Source organism: Sulfitobacter profundi (assembly GCF_042661425.1).
In the GTDB taxonomy this organism is placed as follows: domain Bacteria; phylum Pseudomonadota; class Alphaproteobacteria; order Rhodobacterales; family Rhodobacteraceae; genus Sulfitobacter; species Sulfitobacter profundi.
Window position 1 is genome coordinate 2,063,878 of record NZ_JBHSWA010000001.1, and the last position, 19,340, is coordinate 2,083,217.

Annotated in this window: 18 protein-coding genes and 3 pseudogenes; 10 read left to right on the forward strand and 11 right to left on the reverse strand. The window is 61.7% G+C overall.

What is annotated here, in order from left to right:
* Window positions 1-5: 5 nt before the first annotated feature.
* The 3 genes from ACFQAU_RS10795 to gloB all read right to left on the reverse strand — a co-directional run bounded on the left by ACFQAU_RS10795 (window position 6) and on the right by gloB (window position 4,217).
* Window positions 6-956, reverse strand: a complete 951-nt coding sequence (locus tag ACFQAU_RS10795; protein WP_132444274.1) for a M23 family metallopeptidase — start codon at window positions 954-956, stop codon at window positions 6-8.
* Entirely contained in the window at window positions 953-3,274 is a 2,322-nt protein-coding gene (gene clpA, locus ACFQAU_RS10800) for an ATP-dependent Clp protease ATP-binding subunit ClpA (protein WP_132444275.1), read from the reverse strand. The genes ACFQAU_RS10795 and clpA overlap by 4 nt, the downstream gene beginning before the upstream one ends.
* Window positions 3,275-3,449: 175 nt before the next feature.
* A complete protein-coding gene (gene gloB, locus ACFQAU_RS10805) occupies window positions 3,450-4,217 on the reverse strand; it encodes a hydroxyacylglutathione hydrolase (RefSeq protein ID WP_132444276.1) in 768 nt (255 codons plus the stop codon).
* Window positions 4,218-4,280: 63 nt separating this feature from the next.
* Here gloB and ACFQAU_RS10810 point away from each other — a divergent pair.
* The 7 genes and pseudogenes from ACFQAU_RS10810 (at window position 4,281) to ACFQAU_RS10840 (ending at window position 10,678) form a co-directional block, all read left to right on the forward strand.
* A pseudogene (locus ACFQAU_RS10810) lies at window positions 4,281-5,025 on the forward strand (hypothetical protein).
* Between the two features lie 286 nt (window positions 5,026-5,311).
* A complete protein-coding gene (locus tag ACFQAU_RS10815) occupies window positions 5,312-5,872 on the forward strand; it encodes a F0F1 ATP synthase subunit delta (RefSeq protein WP_206054286.1) in 561 nt (186 codons plus the stop codon).
* Window positions 5,873-7,411, forward strand: a complete 1,539-nt coding sequence (gene atpA / locus ACFQAU_RS10820) for a F0F1 ATP synthase subunit alpha (RefSeq protein WP_132444279.1) — start codon at window positions 5,873-5,875, stop codon at window positions 7,409-7,411.
* A gap of 15 nt (window positions 7,412-7,426) precedes the next feature.
* Window positions 7,427-8,308 (forward strand): F0F1 ATP synthase subunit gamma, encoded by an 882-nt coding sequence (locus ACFQAU_RS10825; protein ID WP_067629562.1) that lies wholly within the window; start codon window positions 7,427-7,429, stop codon window positions 8,306-8,308.
* A gap of 18 nt (window positions 8,309-8,326) precedes the next feature.
* Window positions 8,327-9,750, forward strand: a pseudogene (gene atpD / locus ACFQAU_RS10830) (F0F1 ATP synthase subunit beta).
* 12 nt (window positions 9,751-9,762) lie between these two features.
* Complete coding sequence (locus ACFQAU_RS10835) at window positions 9,763-10,203, forward strand: F0F1 ATP synthase subunit epsilon (RefSeq protein ID WP_093927008.1); 441 nt, start codon at window positions 9,763-9,765, stop codon at window positions 10,201-10,203.
* 109 nt (window positions 10,204-10,312) lie between these two features.
* Window positions 10,313-10,678, forward strand: a complete 366-nt coding sequence (locus tag ACFQAU_RS10840; RefSeq protein WP_386282196.1) for an H-type lectin domain-containing protein — start codon at window positions 10,313-10,315, stop codon at window positions 10,676-10,678.
* Window positions 10,679-10,741: 63 nt separating this feature from the next.
* On the opposite strand, the gene ACFQAU_RS10845 is transcribed toward ACFQAU_RS10840, so the two are convergent.
* On the reverse strand, window positions 10,742-11,761 hold the full coding sequence (locus ACFQAU_RS10845) for a ribose-phosphate pyrophosphokinase (RefSeq protein ID WP_120351729.1): 1,020 nt from the start codon (window positions 11,759-11,761) through the stop codon (window positions 10,742-10,744).
* A gap of 102 nt (window positions 11,762-11,863) precedes the next feature.
* Here ACFQAU_RS10845 and ACFQAU_RS10850 point away from each other — a divergent pair, with 102 nt between their 5' ends.
* Window positions 11,864-12,460, forward strand: a complete 597-nt coding sequence (locus tag ACFQAU_RS10850) for a 2-hydroxychromene-2-carboxylate isomerase (protein WP_120351728.1) — start codon at window positions 11,864-11,866, stop codon at window positions 12,458-12,460.
* Window positions 12,457-13,254, forward strand: a complete 798-nt coding sequence (locus ACFQAU_RS10855; protein ID WP_120351727.1) for an alpha/beta fold hydrolase — start codon at window positions 12,457-12,459, stop codon at window positions 13,252-13,254. Before ACFQAU_RS10850 ends, ACFQAU_RS10855 begins: the two co-directional genes overlap by 4 nt.
* 4 nt (window positions 13,255-13,258) lie before the next feature.
* On the opposite strand, the gene ACFQAU_RS10860 is transcribed toward ACFQAU_RS10855, so the two are convergent.
* From ACFQAU_RS10860 to ACFQAU_RS10890, 7 genes and pseudogenes are all read right to left on the reverse strand, one after another.
* Complete coding sequence (locus tag ACFQAU_RS10860) at window positions 13,259-14,293, reverse strand: threonine aldolase family protein (RefSeq protein ID WP_132444281.1); 1,035 nt, start codon at window positions 14,291-14,293, stop codon at window positions 13,259-13,261.
* Entirely contained in the window at window positions 14,293-14,763 is a 471-nt protein-coding gene (locus ACFQAU_RS10865; protein WP_120351725.1) for a YcgN family cysteine cluster protein, read from the reverse strand. Before ACFQAU_RS10865 ends, ACFQAU_RS10860 begins: the two co-directional genes overlap by 1 nt.
* Window positions 14,760-15,692: a bifunctional riboflavin kinase/FAD synthetase gene (locus ACFQAU_RS10870; protein ID WP_132444282.1), complete on the reverse strand. Its 933-nt coding sequence runs from the start codon at window positions 15,690-15,692 to the stop codon at window positions 14,760-14,762. The genes ACFQAU_RS10865 and ACFQAU_RS10870 overlap by 4 nt, the downstream gene beginning before the upstream one ends.
* Before the next feature lie 61 nt (window positions 15,693-15,753).
* Entirely contained in the window at window positions 15,754-16,197 is a 444-nt protein-coding gene (locus tag ACFQAU_RS10875) for a MaoC family dehydratase (RefSeq protein ID WP_067940580.1), read from the reverse strand.
* A gap of 90 nt (window positions 16,198-16,287) precedes the next feature.
* Window positions 16,288-17,158: pseudogene (locus ACFQAU_RS10880) on the reverse strand (TIGR01459 family HAD-type hydrolase).
* A gap of 50 nt (window positions 17,159-17,208) precedes the next feature.
* Window positions 17,209-18,129: a manganese-dependent inorganic pyrophosphatase gene (locus tag ACFQAU_RS10885; protein ID WP_132444284.1), complete on the reverse strand. Its 921-nt coding sequence runs from the start codon at window positions 18,127-18,129 to the stop codon at window positions 17,209-17,211.
* Window positions 18,130-18,228: 99 nt separating this feature from the next.
* Window positions 18,229-18,582: an MmcQ/YjbR family DNA-binding protein gene (locus ACFQAU_RS10890; RefSeq protein WP_132444285.1), complete on the reverse strand. Its 354-nt coding sequence runs from the start codon at window positions 18,580-18,582 to the stop codon at window positions 18,229-18,231.
* Window positions 18,583-18,646: 64 nt separating this feature from the next.
* On the opposite strand from ACFQAU_RS10890, the gene ACFQAU_RS10895 reads away from it, so the two are divergent.
* Window positions 18,647-19,327, forward strand: a complete 681-nt coding sequence (locus ACFQAU_RS10895; RefSeq protein WP_132444286.1) for a DUF2161 domain-containing phosphodiesterase — start codon at window positions 18,647-18,649, stop codon at window positions 19,325-19,327.
* The last annotated feature ends 13 nt before the right edge of the window (window positions 19,328-19,340 follow it).

Here is a 19,340-nt window from a genome sequence, read left to right on the forward strand (position 1 = left end):
CCGGCCTATTGCAGCGTCAACGCGCCGGTCTTTTCGTCAATCACCCGGCCATCGCGCAGCAGGGTAACCGTGCCGCGATAGCGCCCGGCGGGCCATGTTCCGGCGGCGGCGCGTTTGCCGATGGCACGAAACGACTGCGCCTGCGGTTTCTCTAGCACCACATCCCTTTCGATCACGGTGCCGCTTGGCCCCGCAAGGCTGAGGCGCAGCACGTCGTTCTTTTGGGTGCCATAGCTGTAACCGTAGATGACCAAGGCAGGCGCATCCTTGGGGAGGGTGTCGTGATTGGCATCGCCCGCCTTGATTTCATCATAGCTGGGAATGCGGTCCGCAAAGCCGAGCGCGATCAGCCCACCGGGGCGGTAGGGCGGGGTGTCTTGCCAGAGAGACACAGCTGGTTCCTCGCAGCCGTTGCCTTCGGGGGCGAATGGATCAACCGGATTGCCATTGTGGCGCAACGAAAGGTGAAGATGCGGGAAGGCGGCCTTGCCGGACTGGCCGACCAGCCCGAGAGCGTCGCCGACAGCGACCTCTTGCCCGTCCGTCACGCGCAGTGAGCCGCGTTTCAGGTGGCAGTACTGTGTTTCCCACCCGCGGCCGAGGTCGATCACCACGCCGTTGCCGCATTCGCGCCCTTGGACTTTCGAGAGTGGCGCGCCATCGGCCATGCCGTCTCGTAGCCCTTTGACCACGCCAGCCGCCGCTGCGCGAACGGTGACACCTGCCGCCATCGCTGCTCGGTCGGGCAGGGCGAAATCGGTGCCCTTGTGTCCGTCATAGGTCAGCCTCGAACAGCGGTAATCGTGCGCCGCGGCACTTGGGTCTTGGTCCATATACTGTTGGATGTGGCAATCCTGCCCGAGGGTGCAATCCAGCGGAAAGGCCAGTTGCACATCCTCCGCCAGCGCAGGGCTGGCGGAGGAGAGGATCAGGGCCAGCGCGGCCCGTGTGATCATTCCGCGGTGAGCAGCGGGGGCCGATCACCTGACAGGCGCTTGCTTTCGGTGCCCAAGACCTTGAGCGTCAGCGCGTCGTCCTTGACGCCAACCTTGACCACACCGCCTTTGGCCAGTTTGCCAAAGAGCAGTTCCTCGGCCAGCGGCTTTTTGATGTGCTCCTGGATCACGCGGCCCAAGGGGCGTGCGCCCATCTTGTCGTCGTAGCCCTTGTCGGCAAGCCATTCGGCGGCCTTCTTGCTGAGTTCGATGGTCACGTTGCGGTCCATCAGTTGCGCTTCGAGTTGCAGCACGAACTTTTCGACCACCCGCAGGATCACCGATTTCGGCAGCGGCGCAAAGCTGATGATGGCATCAAGGCGGTTGCGGAACTCCGGCGTGAAGGTCCGCTCGATCGCAGCGGTGTCCTCACCAGTGCGGCGTTCGCGGCCAAAGCCTACGGCCTCTTTCGCCTGCTCGGAAGCACCAGCGTTGGAGGTCATGATCAGTACCACATTGCGGAAATCCACTGTGCGGCCGTTGTGATCGGTCAGCTTGCCGTGGTCCATCACCTGCAACAGGATGTTGTAAACATCCGGATGCGCCTTCTCCATCTCGTCGAGCAGCAGCACGCAGTGCGGATGCTGGTCCACGCCATCGGTCAGCATGCCACCCTGATCAAAACCGACATAGCCCGGAGGCGCGCCGATCAGACGAGAGACGGCGTGTTTCTCCATATACTCCGACATGTCGAAGCGCAGCAGTTCCACGCCCAGCGTGTCGGCCAGTTGCTTGGCCACCTCGGTTTTACCCACACCGGTTGGTCCGGCGAAGAGGTAGTTGCCGATGGGTTTGTCCGGCTCGCGCAGGCCCGCGCGGGACAGTTTGATGGCTGAAGACAGCGCCACGATGGCATCGTCCTGCCCAAAGACCACCCGCTTGAGCGAGCTTTCCAGATCCTTCAGCACCACCACGTCGTCCTTGGAGACGTTTTTCGGCGGGATGCGGGCGATCTTGGCCACCACGGCTTCGACCTCCTTGGTACCGATGGTCTTGCGGCGCTTGGAGGCGGCCACGAGATGCTGTGCGGCACCCGCTTCGTCGATCACGTCGATCGCTGAGTCAGGCAGCTTGCGGTCGTTGATATAGCGGTGCGCCAGTTCGACAGAGGTCTTGATCGCGTCGGAGGTATATTTGACGCTGTGATGCTCTTCGAAATAGGGTTTCAGACCCTTGAGGATCTTGGTGGCGTCTTCGACCGAAGGCTCGCTCACGTCGATTTTCTGGAACCGGCGCGACAGCGCGCGGTCTTTCTCAAAGTGCTGGCGGAACTCCTTATAGGTGGTGGAGCCCATGGTGCGCAGCTTGCCGCCCTGAAGCGCAGGCTTCAGCAGGTTGGAGGCATCCATCGCGCCACCCGAGGTAGCACCGGCACCGATCACGGTGTGGATCTCGTCGATGAACAGCACTGCGTCTTTATGTTCTTCCAGCTCGGTCACGACAGCTTTGAGCCGTTCCTCGAAATCACCGCGGTAGCGGGTGCCAGCCAGCAACGCGCCCATGTCGAGCGAGTAGATCGTGGTGTTGGCCAAAACCTCGGGCGTTTCACCGGCGACGATCTTGCGTGCCAACCCCTCGGCGATGGCGGTTTTGCCCACGCCCGGATCACCCACCAGCAGCGGGTTGTTCTTGCGGCGGCGGCAGAGCACTTGAATGCAGCGCTCAACCTCACCCTCGCGGCCGATCAGCGGGTCGATATCGCCCTCGCGGGATTTGGCGTTGAGGTCCACGCAGTATTTCGCCAGCGCGGATTCCTTCTTGTCGCCATCGGTGACACCTTGGGCCTCTTCTTCGGCTTCTGGTGCGCCTGTGACGGGGCGGGATTCACCATATGCCGGGTCTTTGGCGACGCCATGGGCGATGAAGTTCACCGCATCATAGCGGGTCATATCCTGTTCTTGCAGGAAGTAGGCGGCGTTGCTTTCACGTTCGGCGAAGATGGCGACCAGCACGTTCGCGCCCGTCACTTCGGTCCGGCCCGAGGATTGCACGTGGATCGCGGCGCGCTGGATCACGCGCTGGAAGGCCGCCGTGGGTACCGCTTCGGAACCGTCAATGTCGGTGATCAGGTTGCTCAGATCATCGTCGACGAATTCGACCAGCGTTTCGCGCAGGTCAGAGACATCAACGGAACAGGCTTTCATGACCTGCACGGCGTCGGGTTCGTCGAGCAAGGCCAGCAGCAGATGTTCGAGCGTTGCAAATTCGTGGCGGCGGGCGTTTGCCAGCGCGAGGGCCGCGTGGATTGCCTGCTCAAGTGTAGTCGAGAATGAAGGCACGGGCGTGCTCCTTTTCGATCGGGGTCGGTGAGGTGCTGAGATATCTCAGGCCCCGGTCCGACCATGGCCTCATAGTATTAGAGTTTGGTTGATCATCGCCCATCTTCAAGAAGATTCTGGTCCGAATCGGTCACATTTGCCGTGAGCGAGGACTTTGGGCCATGATTGCAGGCATTCAGAACTGGTCTTTGCGCCTGCGGATTTCGGTGAACACTTCTGTGTCGGTGGCGTCTGGCATCCCCAATGTCGCGCGAATGGCCGGGTCGGAAGGGCGCAGGAAGGGATTGGTTTCTAGTTCCAGTGAAAGCGGCGAGGGGACGGTCGGCTGCCCCTTGGCGCGGGCGCTGTCGATGTCCTTGGCCCTTGATATAAGGGCGGGATTATCCGGATCAACGGTCAGGGCGAATTTTGCGTTGGTGGCGGTGTATTCGTGGCCGGAGCAGATCGTCGTATCGCCGGGCAGGGCGGCCAGCTTTTGCAGACTGTCCCACATCTGCGCGGGCGTGCCTTCGAACAGGCGGCCACAGCCAAGCGCCATGAGGCTGTCGGCGGTAAAGGCCGCTTTGGCATCCGGCACGTGAAAGGCGATATGGCCGACGGTGTGGCCCGAGACATCCAGCACCCCGGCCTTTAGCGCGCCAAGTTCAACGGTGTCGCCCTCTGCCATGTCGCGGTCTAGCGGGGGCAGGCGGTGAGCGTCGGCCTTGGCCCCGATCACTTCGGCGGGGAAGCGGGTCAGGACCTCGGCCAGCCCTTGGACATGGTCGGGGTGGTGGTGGGTCAACCAGACTTGGCTCAGCGTCCAGCCCCGGCGGTTAAGCTCTGCCATGATCGGGGCGGCTTCGGGTACATCGACCAGCGCTACCGCGCCGCTGTCATGGTCGCGCAGCAGGAAAGCGTAATTGTCCGACAGACATGGAATCGTGACCAGATCAAAGGCCATGGCGTCTTACCTCGCTGTGTTGTTATGGTCGGGTCAGAGTGACACTCACCAAGGCGGGCTGCAATGCATCTTGATGTACAGGATCTGCGCAATTTCTATTATCGCAGCGCGTTGGGACGTGCGGCGCAGAAATCCCTGCGCGGGCGCTTGCTGGAACTTTGGCCCGAAGCGAAGGGGCAGACCGTCGTTGGCTTTGGCTTTGCCGCCCCCTCCTGCGGCCCTATCTCGCGGATGCACGAAGGGTGATGGTGTTGATGCCCGGCCCGCAAGGTGTGATGCCCTGGCCTGCGGGGATGCCCAATACATCGGTCCTTACCGAAGAGACACTTTGGCCGATAGAGACGGGGGCGGTCGATAAGCTGGTGCTGATGCACGGGCTTGAGACCTCGGAGCGGCCCAGTGAGTTGTTGGATGAATGTTGGCGCGTGCTGGGGCCGGGGGCAAGGCCCTGTTCATTGTGCCAAACCGGGCAGGCATGTGGGCGCGGCGGGATCGCACGCCCTTTGGCTATGGGCGGCCTTATTCACCGGGGCAGCTGGAGACGCAGCTGCGCAAACATCAATTTTTACCTGAACGGCACCTTGGCGCGCTGTTCCAGTTCCCTTCACAGCAGCGAATCTGGATGAAATCAGCCCCTTTGTTTGAGAAAATCGGTCGCCAAATGCCAACGATGATGGGCGGTGGTGCGATCTTGGTGGAGGCGACGAAACTGGTCTACCCGCCGCGGGGTCGTCCGCAGCGCAGCACCGCGCGGCGCGCGATTGGGGTGTTGGAGGGCATCGGCGAGCCGCAGGCAAAGCCGGTCTAGGCCTTGCCGCTCTGGGCTAAGCTCGTATTGGGACCATGGATTCGCCCTCGGCCCGCGGGCGCGCCCACAACGGCAGCATTTTCCTGCGTCAAAAAGCCGTTTCATGCAGCAGCCCTTGTAATATTGCCGCGCGTGGGAACATTACCTGCCTATACTGTGTTGCCGGGCGCGAACCTGTCTGCTACATCGCCCCTGATTTAGACGTCTTGGGTAACTTCAAGCCGCGCCAACTGCTGGTGACGCGACATCTTCGCATATCCGGCGCTTATTGAACGAGAGGATGGACGTGTCCGAACCTGCTTCCATTTCCACCGGCATCGCGGAACGCTACGCGACAGCCGTGTATGATCTGGCCCGCGAGGCCAATCAGGTCGATGCCATCGAGGGCGATCTTGACGCGCTTGAAGCGGCCTTGACCGACAGCGATGACTTTCAGCGCCTGATCTCTTCGCCGCTCTATACCCGCGATCAGCAGGCCGGGGCGATCAAAGTGCTGGCCGACAAGATGGGCCTGACCAAGACCATGGCGAACACGCTGGCGCTGATGGCGCAAAAGCGTCGTCTGTTTGTGCTGCCCGCGCTGGTTAAATCGCTGCGCGAGACGATTGCCGAAGCCAAAGGCGAGATCACCGCTGATGTCACCACGGCCAAGGCGCTGACCAAGACGCAGGCGGACAAGCTGACCAAGTCGCTCAATGCCTCCACCGGCAAAAAAGTATCACTTCATGCGACCGTTGATGAAAGCCTCATCGGCGGTCTTGTCGTCAAAGTGGGCTCGAAAATGATCGATACGTCGATCCGTTCCAAGCTCAATTCCCTCCAGAATGTAATGAAAGAGGTCGGATAAATGGGTATCCAAGCAGCAGAGATTTCTGCGATCCTGAAAGACCAGATCAAGGATTTCGGTCAGGAAACCGAAGTGGCCGAAGTGGGTCGCGTTCTCTCCGTCGGTGACGGTATCGCCCGCGTCTATGGTCTGGACAACGTTCAGGCTGGCGAGATGGTCGAATTCCCAGGTGGCATTCAGGGCATGGCCCTGAACCTCGAAGCGGACAACGTGGGTGTTGTTATCTTCGGCTCCGACCGTGACATCAAAGAAGGCGACACCGTCAAGCGCACCAACTCCATCGTGGACGTGCCAATCGGTGACGAACTGCTGGGCCGCGTTGTTGACGGTCTGGGTAATCCCATCGACGGCAAAGGCCCCATCGGCGCGACCAAGCGCGGCATCGCCGACGTCAAAGCGCCGGGCATCATCCCGCGTAAATCGGTGCATGAGCCGATGGCAACTGGCCTCAAGTCCGTTGACGCGATGATCCCAATCGGCCGTGGCCAGCGTGAGCTGATCATTGGTGACCGTCAGACCGGTAAAACCGCTGTCGCCCTCGACGCGATGCTGAACCAAGCGCAGGTTAACGCTGCTGCTGGCGACGACGAAGGCAAAAAGATGTACTGCGTGTATGTCGCCATCGGCCAGAAGCGTTCGACCGTTGCTCAGCTTGTGAAAAAGCTCGAAGAAACCGGCGCGATCGACTACTCCATCGTTGTGGCCGCGACCGCGTCCGAGCCTGCGCCGATGCAGTTCCTCGCACCCTATGCCGCCACCGCGATGGCCGAGCACTTCCGCGACAACGGCCGCCACGCGCTGATCATCTATGATGACCTTTCCAAGCAGGCCGTGTCCTACCGTCAGATGTCCCTGTTGCTGCGCCGCCCGCCGGGCCGCGAAGCTTACCCGGGCGACGTTTTCTACCTCCACTCCCGCCTGCTTGAGCGTTCCGCGAAGCTGGGTGACGAAGCTGGCAACGGCTCGCTGACGGCTCTGCCGATCATCGAAACCCAAGGTGGCGACGTTTCCGCGTTTATTCCGACCAACGTGATCTCGATCACCGACGGTCAGATTTTCCTTGAGACCGAACTGTTCTACCAAGGCATCCGTCCTGCTGTGAACACCGGTCTGTCGGTTTCGCGCGTTGGCTCCTCGGCTCAGACCAAGGCGATGTCGAGCGTAGCTGGCCCGGTGAAACTGTCGCTGGCTCAGTACCGCGAAATGGCGGCCTTTGCTCAGTTCGGCTCCGACCTTGACGCCGCAACTCAGCAGCTGCTGAACCGTGGTGCGCGTTTGACCGAACTGATGAAGCAGCCGCAGTACGCGCCGCTGACCAACTCGGAAATCGTCTGCGTGATCTACGCTGGTACACACGGCTATCTCGACAAGGTCGCTCTGGCAGATGTCGGCCGTTTTGAGGCAGGCATGCTGGCGCATTTGCGTAGCAAGCACGACGACCTTCTCAAGGACATCACCAACAATGACCGCAAGGTCAAAGGCGAGTTGGAAGAGAAGATCAAAGCCGCCATTGACGGTTTCGCCGCCGACTTCGCTTAAACGGGAGATAAGGCAATGCCAAATCTCAAGGACCTGAAGAACAGGATCGCGTCGGTCAAATCGACCCGCAAGATCACCAAGGCCATGCAAATGGTTGCCGCGGCGAAACTTCGCCGCGCGCAGGAGGCTGCCGAGGCTTCGCGTCCCTATACTGAGCGGTTCAATGCCGTGATGGCAGGGCTCGCGGCCAGTGTCGGCGGCTCCGATAGCGCGCCCAAGCTGCTTAGCGGCACGGGTGAAGACAAAGTGCATCTGCTGGTGGTCATGACCGCCGAACGCGGGCTGTGCGGCGGCTTCAACAGCAACATCGCGAAGAAGGCGAAAGCCCATGCGCGTGAACTGCTGGCCCAGGGCAAAGAGGTGAAAATCCTCACCGTTGGCAAAAAAGGCCGTGATGCGCTGCGGCGTGACTTGGGCGACCATCTGGTCGGTCACGTTGACCTCAGCGAAGTCAAAAAGATCGGCTATGGTGATGCGCAAAACATCGCGCAGGACGTGCTGAACCGCTTTGACGCGGGCGAATTTGACGTGGCGACGATCTTCTATGCGAAGTTCGTGAACGTGGTGATGCAGACGCCGACGGCGCAGCAGATCATCCCCGCCAAATTCGAAGCAGACGCGGACGAAGACAGCGGTGCGTCCACATTGTTCGACTATGAACCCAGCGAAGAGGCGGTCTTGGCCGATCTTCTGCCGCGCGGGGTCGCCACGGCGATCTTCTCGGCTCTGCTGGAGAATGGCGCGTCCGAGCAGGGTGCGCGGATGTCGGCGATGGACAACGCCACACGCAACGCGGGTGAGATGATCGACAAACTGACCATCCAGTACAACCGCTCGCGTCAGGCTGTCATCACCAACGAGCTGATCGAAATCATTTCCGGCGCGGAAGCGCTGTAAGCAAATCGGAGAAACGACATGGCAAATGCTGTCGGTAAAATCACACAGGTCATCGGCGCTGTCGTTGACGTTCAATTCGAAGGCGACCTGCCGGAGATTCTCAACGCGCTCCACACCGAAAACCAGGGCAAAACGCTGGTTCTCGAAGTGGCGCAGCACCTTGGCGAAAACACGGTTCGCGCCATCGCGATGGACGCGACCGAAGGTCTGGTGCGCGGTCAGGCCGTGACAGACACAGGCGACCAGATCCGCGTGCCCGTGGGCAACGCCACACTGGGCCGTATCATGAACGTCACCGGCGACGCGGTTGACGAACAGGGTCCGGTAAACTCTGACGCGACACGCGCCATTCACGGCGAAGCGCCTGAGTTCGCTGAGCAGTCCACCGAGACACAAATCCTCGTGACAGGCATCAAGGTCATCGACCTTCTGGCGCCTTACACCAAGGGTGGTAAAATTGGTCTCTTCGGCGGTGCCGGCGTGGGCAAGACGGTTCTCATCATGGAACTGATCAACAACATCGCCAAAGTGCACTCCGGTCTGTCGGTGTTCGCGGGCGTGGGTGAGCGTACCCGTGAGGGCAACGACCTTTACCACGAGATGATCGAATCCGGCGTTATCGTCCCTGACAACCTCGTCGATCGAAAATTGCACTGGTCTACGGCCAGATGAACGAACCTCCCGGTGCGCGGATGCGGATCGCCCTGACCGGCCTGACACTGGCCGAGCAGTTCCGCGACGAATCCGGTTCCGACGTTCTGTTCTTCGTCGACAACATCTTCCGCTTCACGCAGGCCGGTTCCGAAGTGTCCGCTCTGCTGGGCCGTATTCCTTCGGCTGTGGGCTACCAGCCAACGCTGGCGACCGATATGGGCGTGATGCAGGAGCGTATTGCGTCGACCAAATCCGGTTCGATCACCTCCGTGCAGGCCGTCTACGTTCCTGCGGATGACCTTACCGACCCGGCGCCTGCGACCTCCTTTGCGCACCTCGACGCGACAACGGTTCTTGACCGTTCGATCTCGGAAAAGGGCATCTACCCGGCGGTTGACCCGCTTGGCTCCACCTCGCGTCTGCTCGACCCGCTGATCATCGGCGACGAGCACTACAAGGTGGCGACAGACGTGCAGCAGGTGCTTCAGCGCTACAAATCGCTTCAGGACATCATCGCCATTCTCGGCATGGATGAACTGAGCGAAGAAGACAAACTGACCGTGGCACGTGCGCGTAAGATCGAGCGTTTCCTCAGCCAGCCCTTCGACGTGGCGAAAGTGTTCACGGGCTCCGACGGTGTTCAGGTGCCGCTGGAAGAAACCATCGCCTCCTTCAAGGCCGTGGTTGCCGGTGAATACGATCACCTGCCCGAGGGTGCCTTCTACATGGTTGGTGGCATCGAAGACGTGAAGGCGAAAGCCGAGAAAATGGCGGCAGACGCCGCTTAAGGAGCGCTGACAATGGCAGACACAATGCAATTCGACCTCGTTTCGCCGGAACGGCGGCTGGCATCGATGCAGGTGACGGCCGTGCAGATTCCGGGCACTGAGGGCGACATGACGGCCATGGCCGATCATGCGCCCACCATCACCACCCTGCGTCCGGGCCTTCTGCGCGTGGAAGGGCCGGAGGGCACGTCTGAATATGTCGTGACCGGCGGTTTCGCCGAAATCGGCGGTCAGGGCGGCGTGTCTGTGCTGGCGGAACGTGCCGTGGCACGCGCCGACATGACGCAGGAGCAGATGGACAGCATGGTGGCAGAGGCGCATGCCGTCTACGCCCGCGCCAAGGACAACTGGGAAAACGAGCCCGGTCCCGTGGATGATGCAGCCAAGCTTTTGGCCGATATGGTTGCCGTTGGCGATCACATCGGATTGTCGAGCAAACAGCCCAGCCTGTAATGCTTTGAAAATCAGTGAAAAGCCCCGCCTCGGCGGGGCTTTTTGCTTTTATGCCTCCCCTGCTGCGGCATCATTGCGCGGTGACCCTAAATTCAAGCAGGCCCGAGATATGAAACGACTTCGCAGCCATACCATCGGCGTGGACAGTGGCGATGTCATGCTGTTTTCTGACTTCGAAGACGGCGGATCGATGTGGACGGGCGAGGGCCAGCGCGAACGCCGCCGCCGGATCAGCTTTTCAGAACCCTTCCGGGAGCCGCCGCATGTTCAGGTGAGCATGTCGCTTTGGGACATCGACGCCAGCACCGTCACCCGCGCCGATATCGGCGCCGAGGCGGTGACCGAGACTGGCTTTGACATGGTGTTCCGCACATGGGGCGACACCCGCGTTGCACGGGCGCGTTTGGCATGGACAGCGATTGGCGCGGTGGGGGGGATGACGACTGGGTCGTCGGCTAGGTGCATCGCTCGGTGAGAGAGAGCGTCCCAGCAGGGGAGGGCGGCCCGCGGAGGCCAGCCCTAGATCACAGTCTGCGGCCTAGCTTGCCGCGTACATCCCGTCATAGATCGGGCCCAGCGTTTCCGCCTCGAACAGAGAAGAGACCGAGGTGCCGTTCCAGATGTTCAAGATCGCTTGGGCAAACATCGGCGCGGTCGGGACGATGCGGATGTTCGGCGCTTTCTTGATCGCAGGGGTCGGCGCGATGCTGTCGGTGATGACCAGCGATTTCATGACCGAGTTCTCGACCCGCTCAACCGCAGGGCCGGACATGACACCGTGGGTGATGTAGGAGTGTACTTCCTTCGCGCCATTCTCCAGCAGGACTTCGGCAGCTTTGCACAGCGTGCCAGCCGTGTCGCAGATGTCGTCTACGATCAGGCAGGTCTTGCCTTTCACGTCGCCGATCACGGTCATTTCAGCCACTTCGCCTGCCTTCTCGCGGCGTTTGTCGACGATCGACAGGGGCGAGTTGATCCGCTTGGCCAGTTCACGCGCACGGGCCACGCCGCCAACGTCGGGGCTGACGACCATCAGCTCATCCATCCGGTCTTTGAAGGCGTCTTTGATATCCAGTGCAAAGATCGGCGAGGCGTAGAGGTTGTCGACCGGGATATCGAAGAAGCCCTGAATCTGCGCCGCATGCAGGTCCATCGTCAGGATCCGTTCAATACCGCTGCCGGTCAGCATATTGGCGACCATCTTGGCGGTGATCGGGGTCCGGGCCTTGGTGCGGCGGTCCTGACGGGCATAGCCGAAGTAGGGCAAAACGGCCGTCACACGCGCCGCCGAGGACCGGCGCAGCGCGTCGGCCATGATCATCAGTTCCATTAGGTTGTCGTTCGCGGGGTTCGACGTGGGCTGGATGATGAACATATCCTCGCCGCGCACGTTCTCATAAACTTCGACGAAAATCTCGCCGTCGTTGAACCGTTCGACCCGCGCATCGACGAGCCCCACGTTAACGCCGCGATGCAGCGACATGCGCCGCGCGATGGCCTTGGCAAGCGGCATATTGGCATTGCCTGAGATCAGTTTTGGTTCTGAAGTGCGTGGCATAGGGGCTCCGGGGCAGCGGTAGGTTGCAGATTCGTGACGTTGACACCGCTTAGCATGCGCTTACGGTCGGGCAAAGCTACACCGCCCCCGAAGGAGAGCCAAATGGCCCGGATCGACTATTTTTTCGCGACCCTGTCACCCTATTGCTACCTCGCCGGGAATCGGCTTGAGGAGATCGCCGAAAAGCACGGTGCTGAGATCGTGTACAAGCCTTTCGACATTATCGCGGCCTTCCCGCGCACCGGCGGCATGCCCCCGGCAGAGCGTCACCCCAGCCGCAATGAGTACCGCGCGCAAGACTTGCCGCGTCAGGCGCGCAAGCTGGGTCTGCCCTTCAACCTCAAGCCCGCGCATTGGCCCACCAACGGCGCGCCTGCGGCCTATGCGGTGATCGCCGCGCAGAATGCCGGGGGCGGTGATCTGGGCAAGCTGACCCATGCCATCACCCGCGCCGTCTGGGCCGAAGAAAAGGACATCGGCCATGACGATGTGGTCCGGGCCTGTTTGGAAGAGGCCGGTTTTGACCCCGATCTGGCGAACAGCGGCTTGCTGCAGGGGGCCGAGACCTATGCCGCCAACCTTGAGGAAGCCGTCACTCAAGGTGTCTTTGGCGCCCCCTTCTATATCGTTGGGGATCAGCGGTTCTGGGGACAGGACCGTTTGGAAGACCTTGATCTGCACCTCGGGGGCAAGCTGTGATCCCAGAGGTCAACGCGCGCCGTTTCGGTCACGGCCCGCGCCCGGCCTTGGCGATCCATTGCTCGCTTGCGCACTCCGGTGCGTGGCGGGGCGTTGGGGCTGCCCTATCGGACGAGCTGACCCTGCGGGCCTTCGATCTGCCGATGCACGGGCGGTCCGGCGATTGGGACGGGCAGGGCAATATCCACGACGTAGCAACCGACATGGCGCTCAGCTTGCTCGAAGCGCCGATGGATCTGATTGGCCATTCCTTTGGTGCGACGGTCGCGCTGCGGCTGGCGATCGAGCACCCCGAATTGGTGCGCAGCATTACCCTGATTGAGCCAGTCTATTTCGCCGCTGCCAAGCAGGACGATCCTGACGCGATGGCTGAATACAATGAACAGAACGCGGCATTTGAGGCCGCCTTGGCCGAGGGCGACAAGGAGACCGCTGCACGGCTGTTCAACCGGGTCTGGGGCGATGGCACGAAATGGGACCAAATTCCCGAACCGACCCGCGCCTATATGGTGGATCGGATCGGTTTCATCCCCGCCTCTTCGCCCTTCCTCGGAGAGGACAGCGCCGGGTTGCTGGCGCCGGGCATGTTCGACCGCGCGTCAATGCCCGCACTGCTGGTGGAGGGGAGCGGGTCGCCCAAAGCTGCGCATGCGATCAATGCGTCGCTGATGCGCCGTCTGCCGAACGCGCGGCGGGTTTCAGTCGATGGGGCAGGGCATATGGTGCCGATCACGCACCCCGCCGAAGTCGCCGAAGCGATACGCGATTTCCTGAACGACGTGCCGCTGGCGTGACTGCTTAGAAGTGGCTTAGGAACTGGTCGATCTGGTCACGGCTGATCGACCAGTCGCAGACCATCCGCGCGGCCAGCATCTCGTTACCATCGCCGTCCAGCGTGCCATCCCAAAGGTAATAGCGCGCGCCTGCGTCATGCAACTTGCGGTGAATGGCGCGGGGGAAGCGGGCAAAGATCATGTTTGCCGCAGGCTCATGTAGGAATTCCGCCCCCGCTTTGCGCAGCCCTTGGGCCAGATGCGCCGCATTTGCGTTGGCCGTCTTGGCCGTTTCCAGCCAAGCCCCATCCGCAAGGTAGCCCGCCATCTGCGCCGACAGAAAGCGGTGTTTGGAAAACAGATGCGCCCCGCGCTTGCGGCGCAGCTCGAATTCCCATGCTTTTTTGGGGTCGAAAAAGACCACCGCCTCGACCCCCATGCAGCCGTTCTTGGTGCCGCCGAAGCTGACCACATCAACGCCCGATCTCCACGTCATCTCAGCCGGGGTGCAGCCCAGAGCCACCACCGCATTGGCAAAACGCGCGCCGTCCATATGTACGGGCAGGTCGTATTCCTTGGCCACCGCTGTCAGCGCCTGCAATTCTTCAAGGCTATGCACCCCGCCGCGTTCCGTAACCTGCGTGATCGACACCGGGCCGCGTTGCGGCGTGTGCACATCGCCCGCCGCCCGCGCGACGATGGCGCGGCGCAGGGCGTCGGGGGACATTTTGTCGTCGGTCTCTACCAGTGTCAGCTTGGCCGCACCTGCGTAGAACTCCGGCGCGTTGCACTCATCCTCTTCGATATGCGCGACCTTGGAGCAAAAGATCGTCTGCCACGGCTGGGTGTAGCAGGCCAGCGCCAGCGCATTGGCCGCGGTGCCGGTGGCGACGAGGTAGACCTCCGCCTCAGGTGCCTCAAACTGTTCGCGAAACTGCGCGCGCACCTCATCCATGATCTGGTCTTTGCCGTAGGGCATCGCGTAGTCGCTATTGGCCGCGATCACGCGCTCCATCACCTTGGGGTGGACGGGGCCAGCGTTGTCAGAGGCGAAAAACATCAGGTGGGCTCCTCGATAATATGGTCTTCCCATTCTTCGAACGGGGTATCAAATTCGGACACGGTATCAAATTGCACGCTGACCCCGGCGTCATGGACGCTGTCGGGAGTGCCGGTCAGCAGGGGGTGCCATTCGGGCAGGGGCTTGCCCTCCCACAGGAGGCGGTAAGCGCAGGTCTGGGGCATCCAATAGGCGTGGGTATCGAGGTTGTCGGGGCGCAGCACGATGCAGTCGGGCACGAATTCATGCCGGTTTTCGTAATGCACACAGCGGCAGGTGCTATCATCAAGCAGGCGGCAGGCGACGCGGGTCAGGGCCACTTCGCCGCTATCTTCGTCTTCTAGCTTGTTCAGGCAGCATTTACCGCAGCCATCGCAGAGCGCCTCCCATTCGGTCTGCGACATCTCTTTGAGCGGCTTCTTCTCCCAGAATTTCGGGGTCAGGCCCTTGCGGGGTATCGGATCGCTCATAGCGCCGCCAGAATGGTTCGAGCGCGGTCGCAGTCGGCCCCCATCTGGGTGATCAGCGCGTCGAGGCTGTCAAACTTTTCTTCGCCGCGCAGGTGTTCGACCAGCCCGACAGACAGCGGCGCGCCGTAGAGATCACCTTTGAAGTCAAAGAGATAGGTTTCCAGGTTGGCTTTGTTCTCACCGAACATGGGCCGCACACCAATGCTGGCCGCACCGTGATAGCTGCCCTTATGCGGCCCCGCGAGCACATCCACCAACACGGCATAGACACCAAAGGCAGGCGGGTGCAGCCCGTCAATCGACATGTTCGCGGTAGGAAAGCCCAACTCGCGCCCGCGCTGCTCGCCCGAGATCACCGGTCCGTCGATGCGGTGCCAGTGACCCAGCATCGCCGCCGCTTCGCGGGTTTCACCACGCGTCAGCGCTTCGCGGATCGCGGTTGAGGACACGGTGAGGTCATCGCGCTCCATCAGCGGGGCGATGGTGACGCCGAAACCATATTGCGCGCCGAAACGGGCGAGATCTTCCGCCGTGCCCGCGCGGCCCTTCCCAAAGCAGAAGTCAGCGCCCACAACCACATGCGCCAGCCCCAGCCCGTCGTGGAGCACGTCGCGGGCGAATGCCTCGGGGCTCAGGCTGGCCAGTGTGCTGTTGAATGCCAGCTCATAGAGCCGCTTAACGCCGATCTTTTCCAGCCGATGCGCGCGGGATTCGCGGCCCATCAGGCGGAAGGGCGGGGCATCGGGGGCGAAATACTCGCGGGGATGCGGCTCGAAGGTGACGACGCCAAGGGGCGCATCGGGGGCGGCACTCTGTGCAAGTTCGATCACCGACCGGTGGCCAAGGTGCACGCCATCAAAATTGCCAATCGCAGCGGTGGCACCGCGATCTGCAAGGTCGACGAATTGATAATCTCGGATGATCCGCATGTGCCTTGCCTAGCTGCGCGGCGGCGCAAGGGCAAGATGCTCAGGCAGCGAAACCGTCCCCTCAGTCTAGCTTGGCCGAGGGGGCAAGCACCGTGGCCTCACCGGCGAGCACCGGTTTGCCATCGACCGAACAGCGGCAGTCCATTTTTACGCGACGTTTGGCGATGTCCATGTCGGTCACTGTGACTTCGGCCAGCACCATGTCGCCGGGGCGCACGGGGCCAAGGAACTTGAGCGATTGCCCGAGGTAGATTGTGCCGTGACCGGGAAGCTGTTCACCAATCACCGCCGAGATCAGCCCGGCGGTCAGCATCCCATGGGCAATGCGCCCTTCAAAGATCGTGTCGCGGGCGTAATCGTCATCCAGATGCACTGGGTTATGGTCGGTAGAGACCTGCGCAAACATCTCGATATCCGTATCGGTCACGACCTTACGCAGATGGCGTGTCATCCCGATTTCGATGTCTTCGATGCAGATCGTCCCGCGTGGCATATTGTCCAACATGACGGCTCCTTGGTAACAAAGTGGCGCGTTCGCGCGTCAAGATGCAACTTTATTACTTTGCAGCTGCAGAAAATCAAGCCCTTTTCTGAGTTAGCGCAGGAATCCGATGGCATAGGTCGGGGCCGAGGCTTCGCGATCGAGATAGGCGCGGAGCTTGTCTTCGTCGGGTTGCTCGGTGGTCGCGGTTTCCGCGGCGGCCAGTCCTCCGGTGATGAACAGCGATCGATGCCTTCGTCCATCGCGCCTTTGACGTCCGTCAGGATGCCGTCACCGATGGCGAGGATGCGATTGTCGGGGATGTCGACCTCAAAGGCGGCAAGGCGACGGCGGGCGAGATCGTAGATCGGGCCATGCGGCTTGCCGAAATAGAGGCTTTCGCCGCCCATCTCGGTATAGAGTGCGGCCAGTGCCCCGGCGCACCATTCGCGCACTTCGCCCCGGTCCACGACGATATCGGGGTTGGCGCAGAGCAGTTTCAGCCCGCGGGCGATGGCCTGTTCGAACTCGGGGCGCATGATCTCGGGGTCGGCCATCGGGTCGACCGGGCCGGTGCAGACGATGCCTTCGGCTTCGGCCAGCCCGACGGTTTCTACATTTACCGGGTTTTCGAGGATCGCAAGCGGCTCGAAAAACTTGCGCTCAGCGGGGTGGCCGATGAACCAGACCTTTTCGCCCACAGCACCGCGGAACATGGCAGAGCGCGCGGAATCGCCGGAGGTGGCGATGCTGTCCCATGCGTCTTCTGGCACGCCAAACTGCTGCAACTGTTTCTCCACGCCCGTGCGGGGGCGGGGGAGTTGGTGACCAGCACGACCTTGCCGCCGGTCTTGCGATAGGCCTGCAAGGCCGCCACCGCATCGGGCAGCGCCTTGCGCCCGTCGTGAACGCAGCCCCAAAGATCGACAAAAAGCGCGTCATATTGATCGGAAACTTGCGGCAGGGCAGAGATAATGCGGGTCATGGGGCGGCCTTTCAAAAAGCGAGGGCGGGCACTTGGCCCGCCCGATTGGCTTACATCTTGAGGTTGGGGATGATCTGCTTTTTGCGGCTCATCACGCCGGGCAGCACGACCGTGTCGCCCGAGACCTCAGCGCCAAAGCTCTGCTCGGCGATATGTTTGACCATGTCGTTGGGCACCAGCAGCGTCGCCTCTTCTTTCAGGATATCGACGATGAACAAGAGCACCTGCGCGGCACCGTCGGCCTCGGCCACTTTCGGCATCTCAGCCATCAGCGCGTCCTTGCGCTCCAGCAGCGGTGCGGGGGAGGTGGTTTCCAGCACGCTCACGCGCAGGTTGGTGCCATCGAGGTCGAATTCCTTGCTGTCCATGCGCAGCAGTTCCGCCTCGCCGAAGGACGAAACGTCGGATTTCGCGGCGAACATCTCTGCAGCGTAGTCGCTGATGTCGACGCCCAGGTCCCGCGCGATGTCTTCGGCAATGGCGCGGTCTTCTTGGGTGGTGGTGGGGCTGCGGAATTCCAGCGTGTCAGACAGGATGCAGGACAAGGCAGCCGCTTTGACGCCGCGCGGGGCTTGCGCCCAGTCTTTGCCGATCATCTTGAACATGATGGTTGCCGTGCAGGCCAGCGGCTGGATGTTGATCTCAATCGGGCCGCGTGTTTCCAGCCCGGCCACCAGACGGTGGTGGTCGATGATGCCGGTGATGTCGGCCTCGTTGATGTTGGCGGGCAGCTCGGCTGGGTTGTTGGTGTCGACGATGACAACCTTGGTGTCGGCCTCAAGCGCGGTCAGGATTTCCGGCTTATCGAGGTTCCATTTGTCGAGCATGAACAGCGCTTCGGTGTTCGGCTCGCCCTGCAGAACGGGTTTGGCGGGGATGCCCTTAATCTCGTTAAGATACCAAGCCCAGACGATCGGGCTGCCGGTGCTGTCGGTGTCGGGGGATTTATGGCCAAAAACAAGCGTTGTCATGGGGTGGTCCTGTCTGTTCGGGTGGATTTGCGGGCCTTATAACAGGTTCAATTGGCTTGTCACCTGCGCCTGCTGCAATGCGGCATTGCGCGCCAGCGGCTAAAGCCCCAGTTCCGCGCGCTTCTTTTTGGAGAGCGCGGCGACGATCATGTCATGAGAGGCGCGAATGTGGTCGCGCAGGCTGTCATCGCTCAGCCCCGGCGCGGCGTAATGCTGTATCCACTTAAGCCCGCGCGAGGCCAGATAGGGCGCGGGCCGCAAGCCGGGGCTGTCGGAGAGCACCTCAAACCCCAGTTCAGTCACCTTGAAAGTAAAGGCGGACGCATCCTCGGCCCAGCCGCAGATGGCAAAGACCTTGCCGCCCACCTTCCAGACATCCGCATTGCCCCATTGCACGACATGGGTTGTTCGGGGCAGGGCGGCGCAGAAGGCGTTGAATTCGTCGCGGGTCATCGCGTCAGTCTAGGGCCGCGCGGCCCCTTTGCATAGCGCCGCGCGATGGGGCAAGTTGCGCGCCATGAGCAACCCGCGCGAAACAGATCTTTACCCGCCGATCAAGGCTTTCCTTGAGGATCAGGGCTATGTGGTAAAGGCCGAAGTCGGCGCGGCAGATGTGGTGGCCCTGCGCGGGGCCGAGCCGCCGGTTGTGGTTGAGCTGAAGCTCGGCTTTTCGCTGGCGCTGTTCCATCAGTGTCTGGCGCGGCTGAAGGTGTCGGATGATGTTTACCTCGCCGTTGCGCGGCAACCGGGCAAACGCTTTGCCAAGGCGGTGAAGGACAACGTCACGCTGGCGCGGCGGCTGGGGTTGGGGCTGATTACCGTGCGGCTGTCGGATGGGTTGGTCGAGGTGCATTGCGATCCCGGCCCCTATGCGCCGCGCAAGAATGCCAAACGGGCGGCGATGCTTTTGCGCGAATTCGCCCGGCGGCAGGGGGATCCGAACGACGGCGGCCAGACCCGCGCGGGGCTGGTGACCGCCTACCGTCAGGATGCGTTGAAAATCGCGGTCTATCTGTTCGAAGCCGGCGCAAGCAAAGGCGCGCATGTGGCCCGCGCAACCGGTGTCTCGGCGGCAACCCGCATGATGCGGGATGACCACTACGGTTGGTTTGAAAAGGTCGACAAAGGCATATACGGACTAACGACAACGGGGGCCGAAGCGGTGGCCACAGCGGGCCGTGTTTTGGGTGCTGGCTAACAGTTCCCGGCCC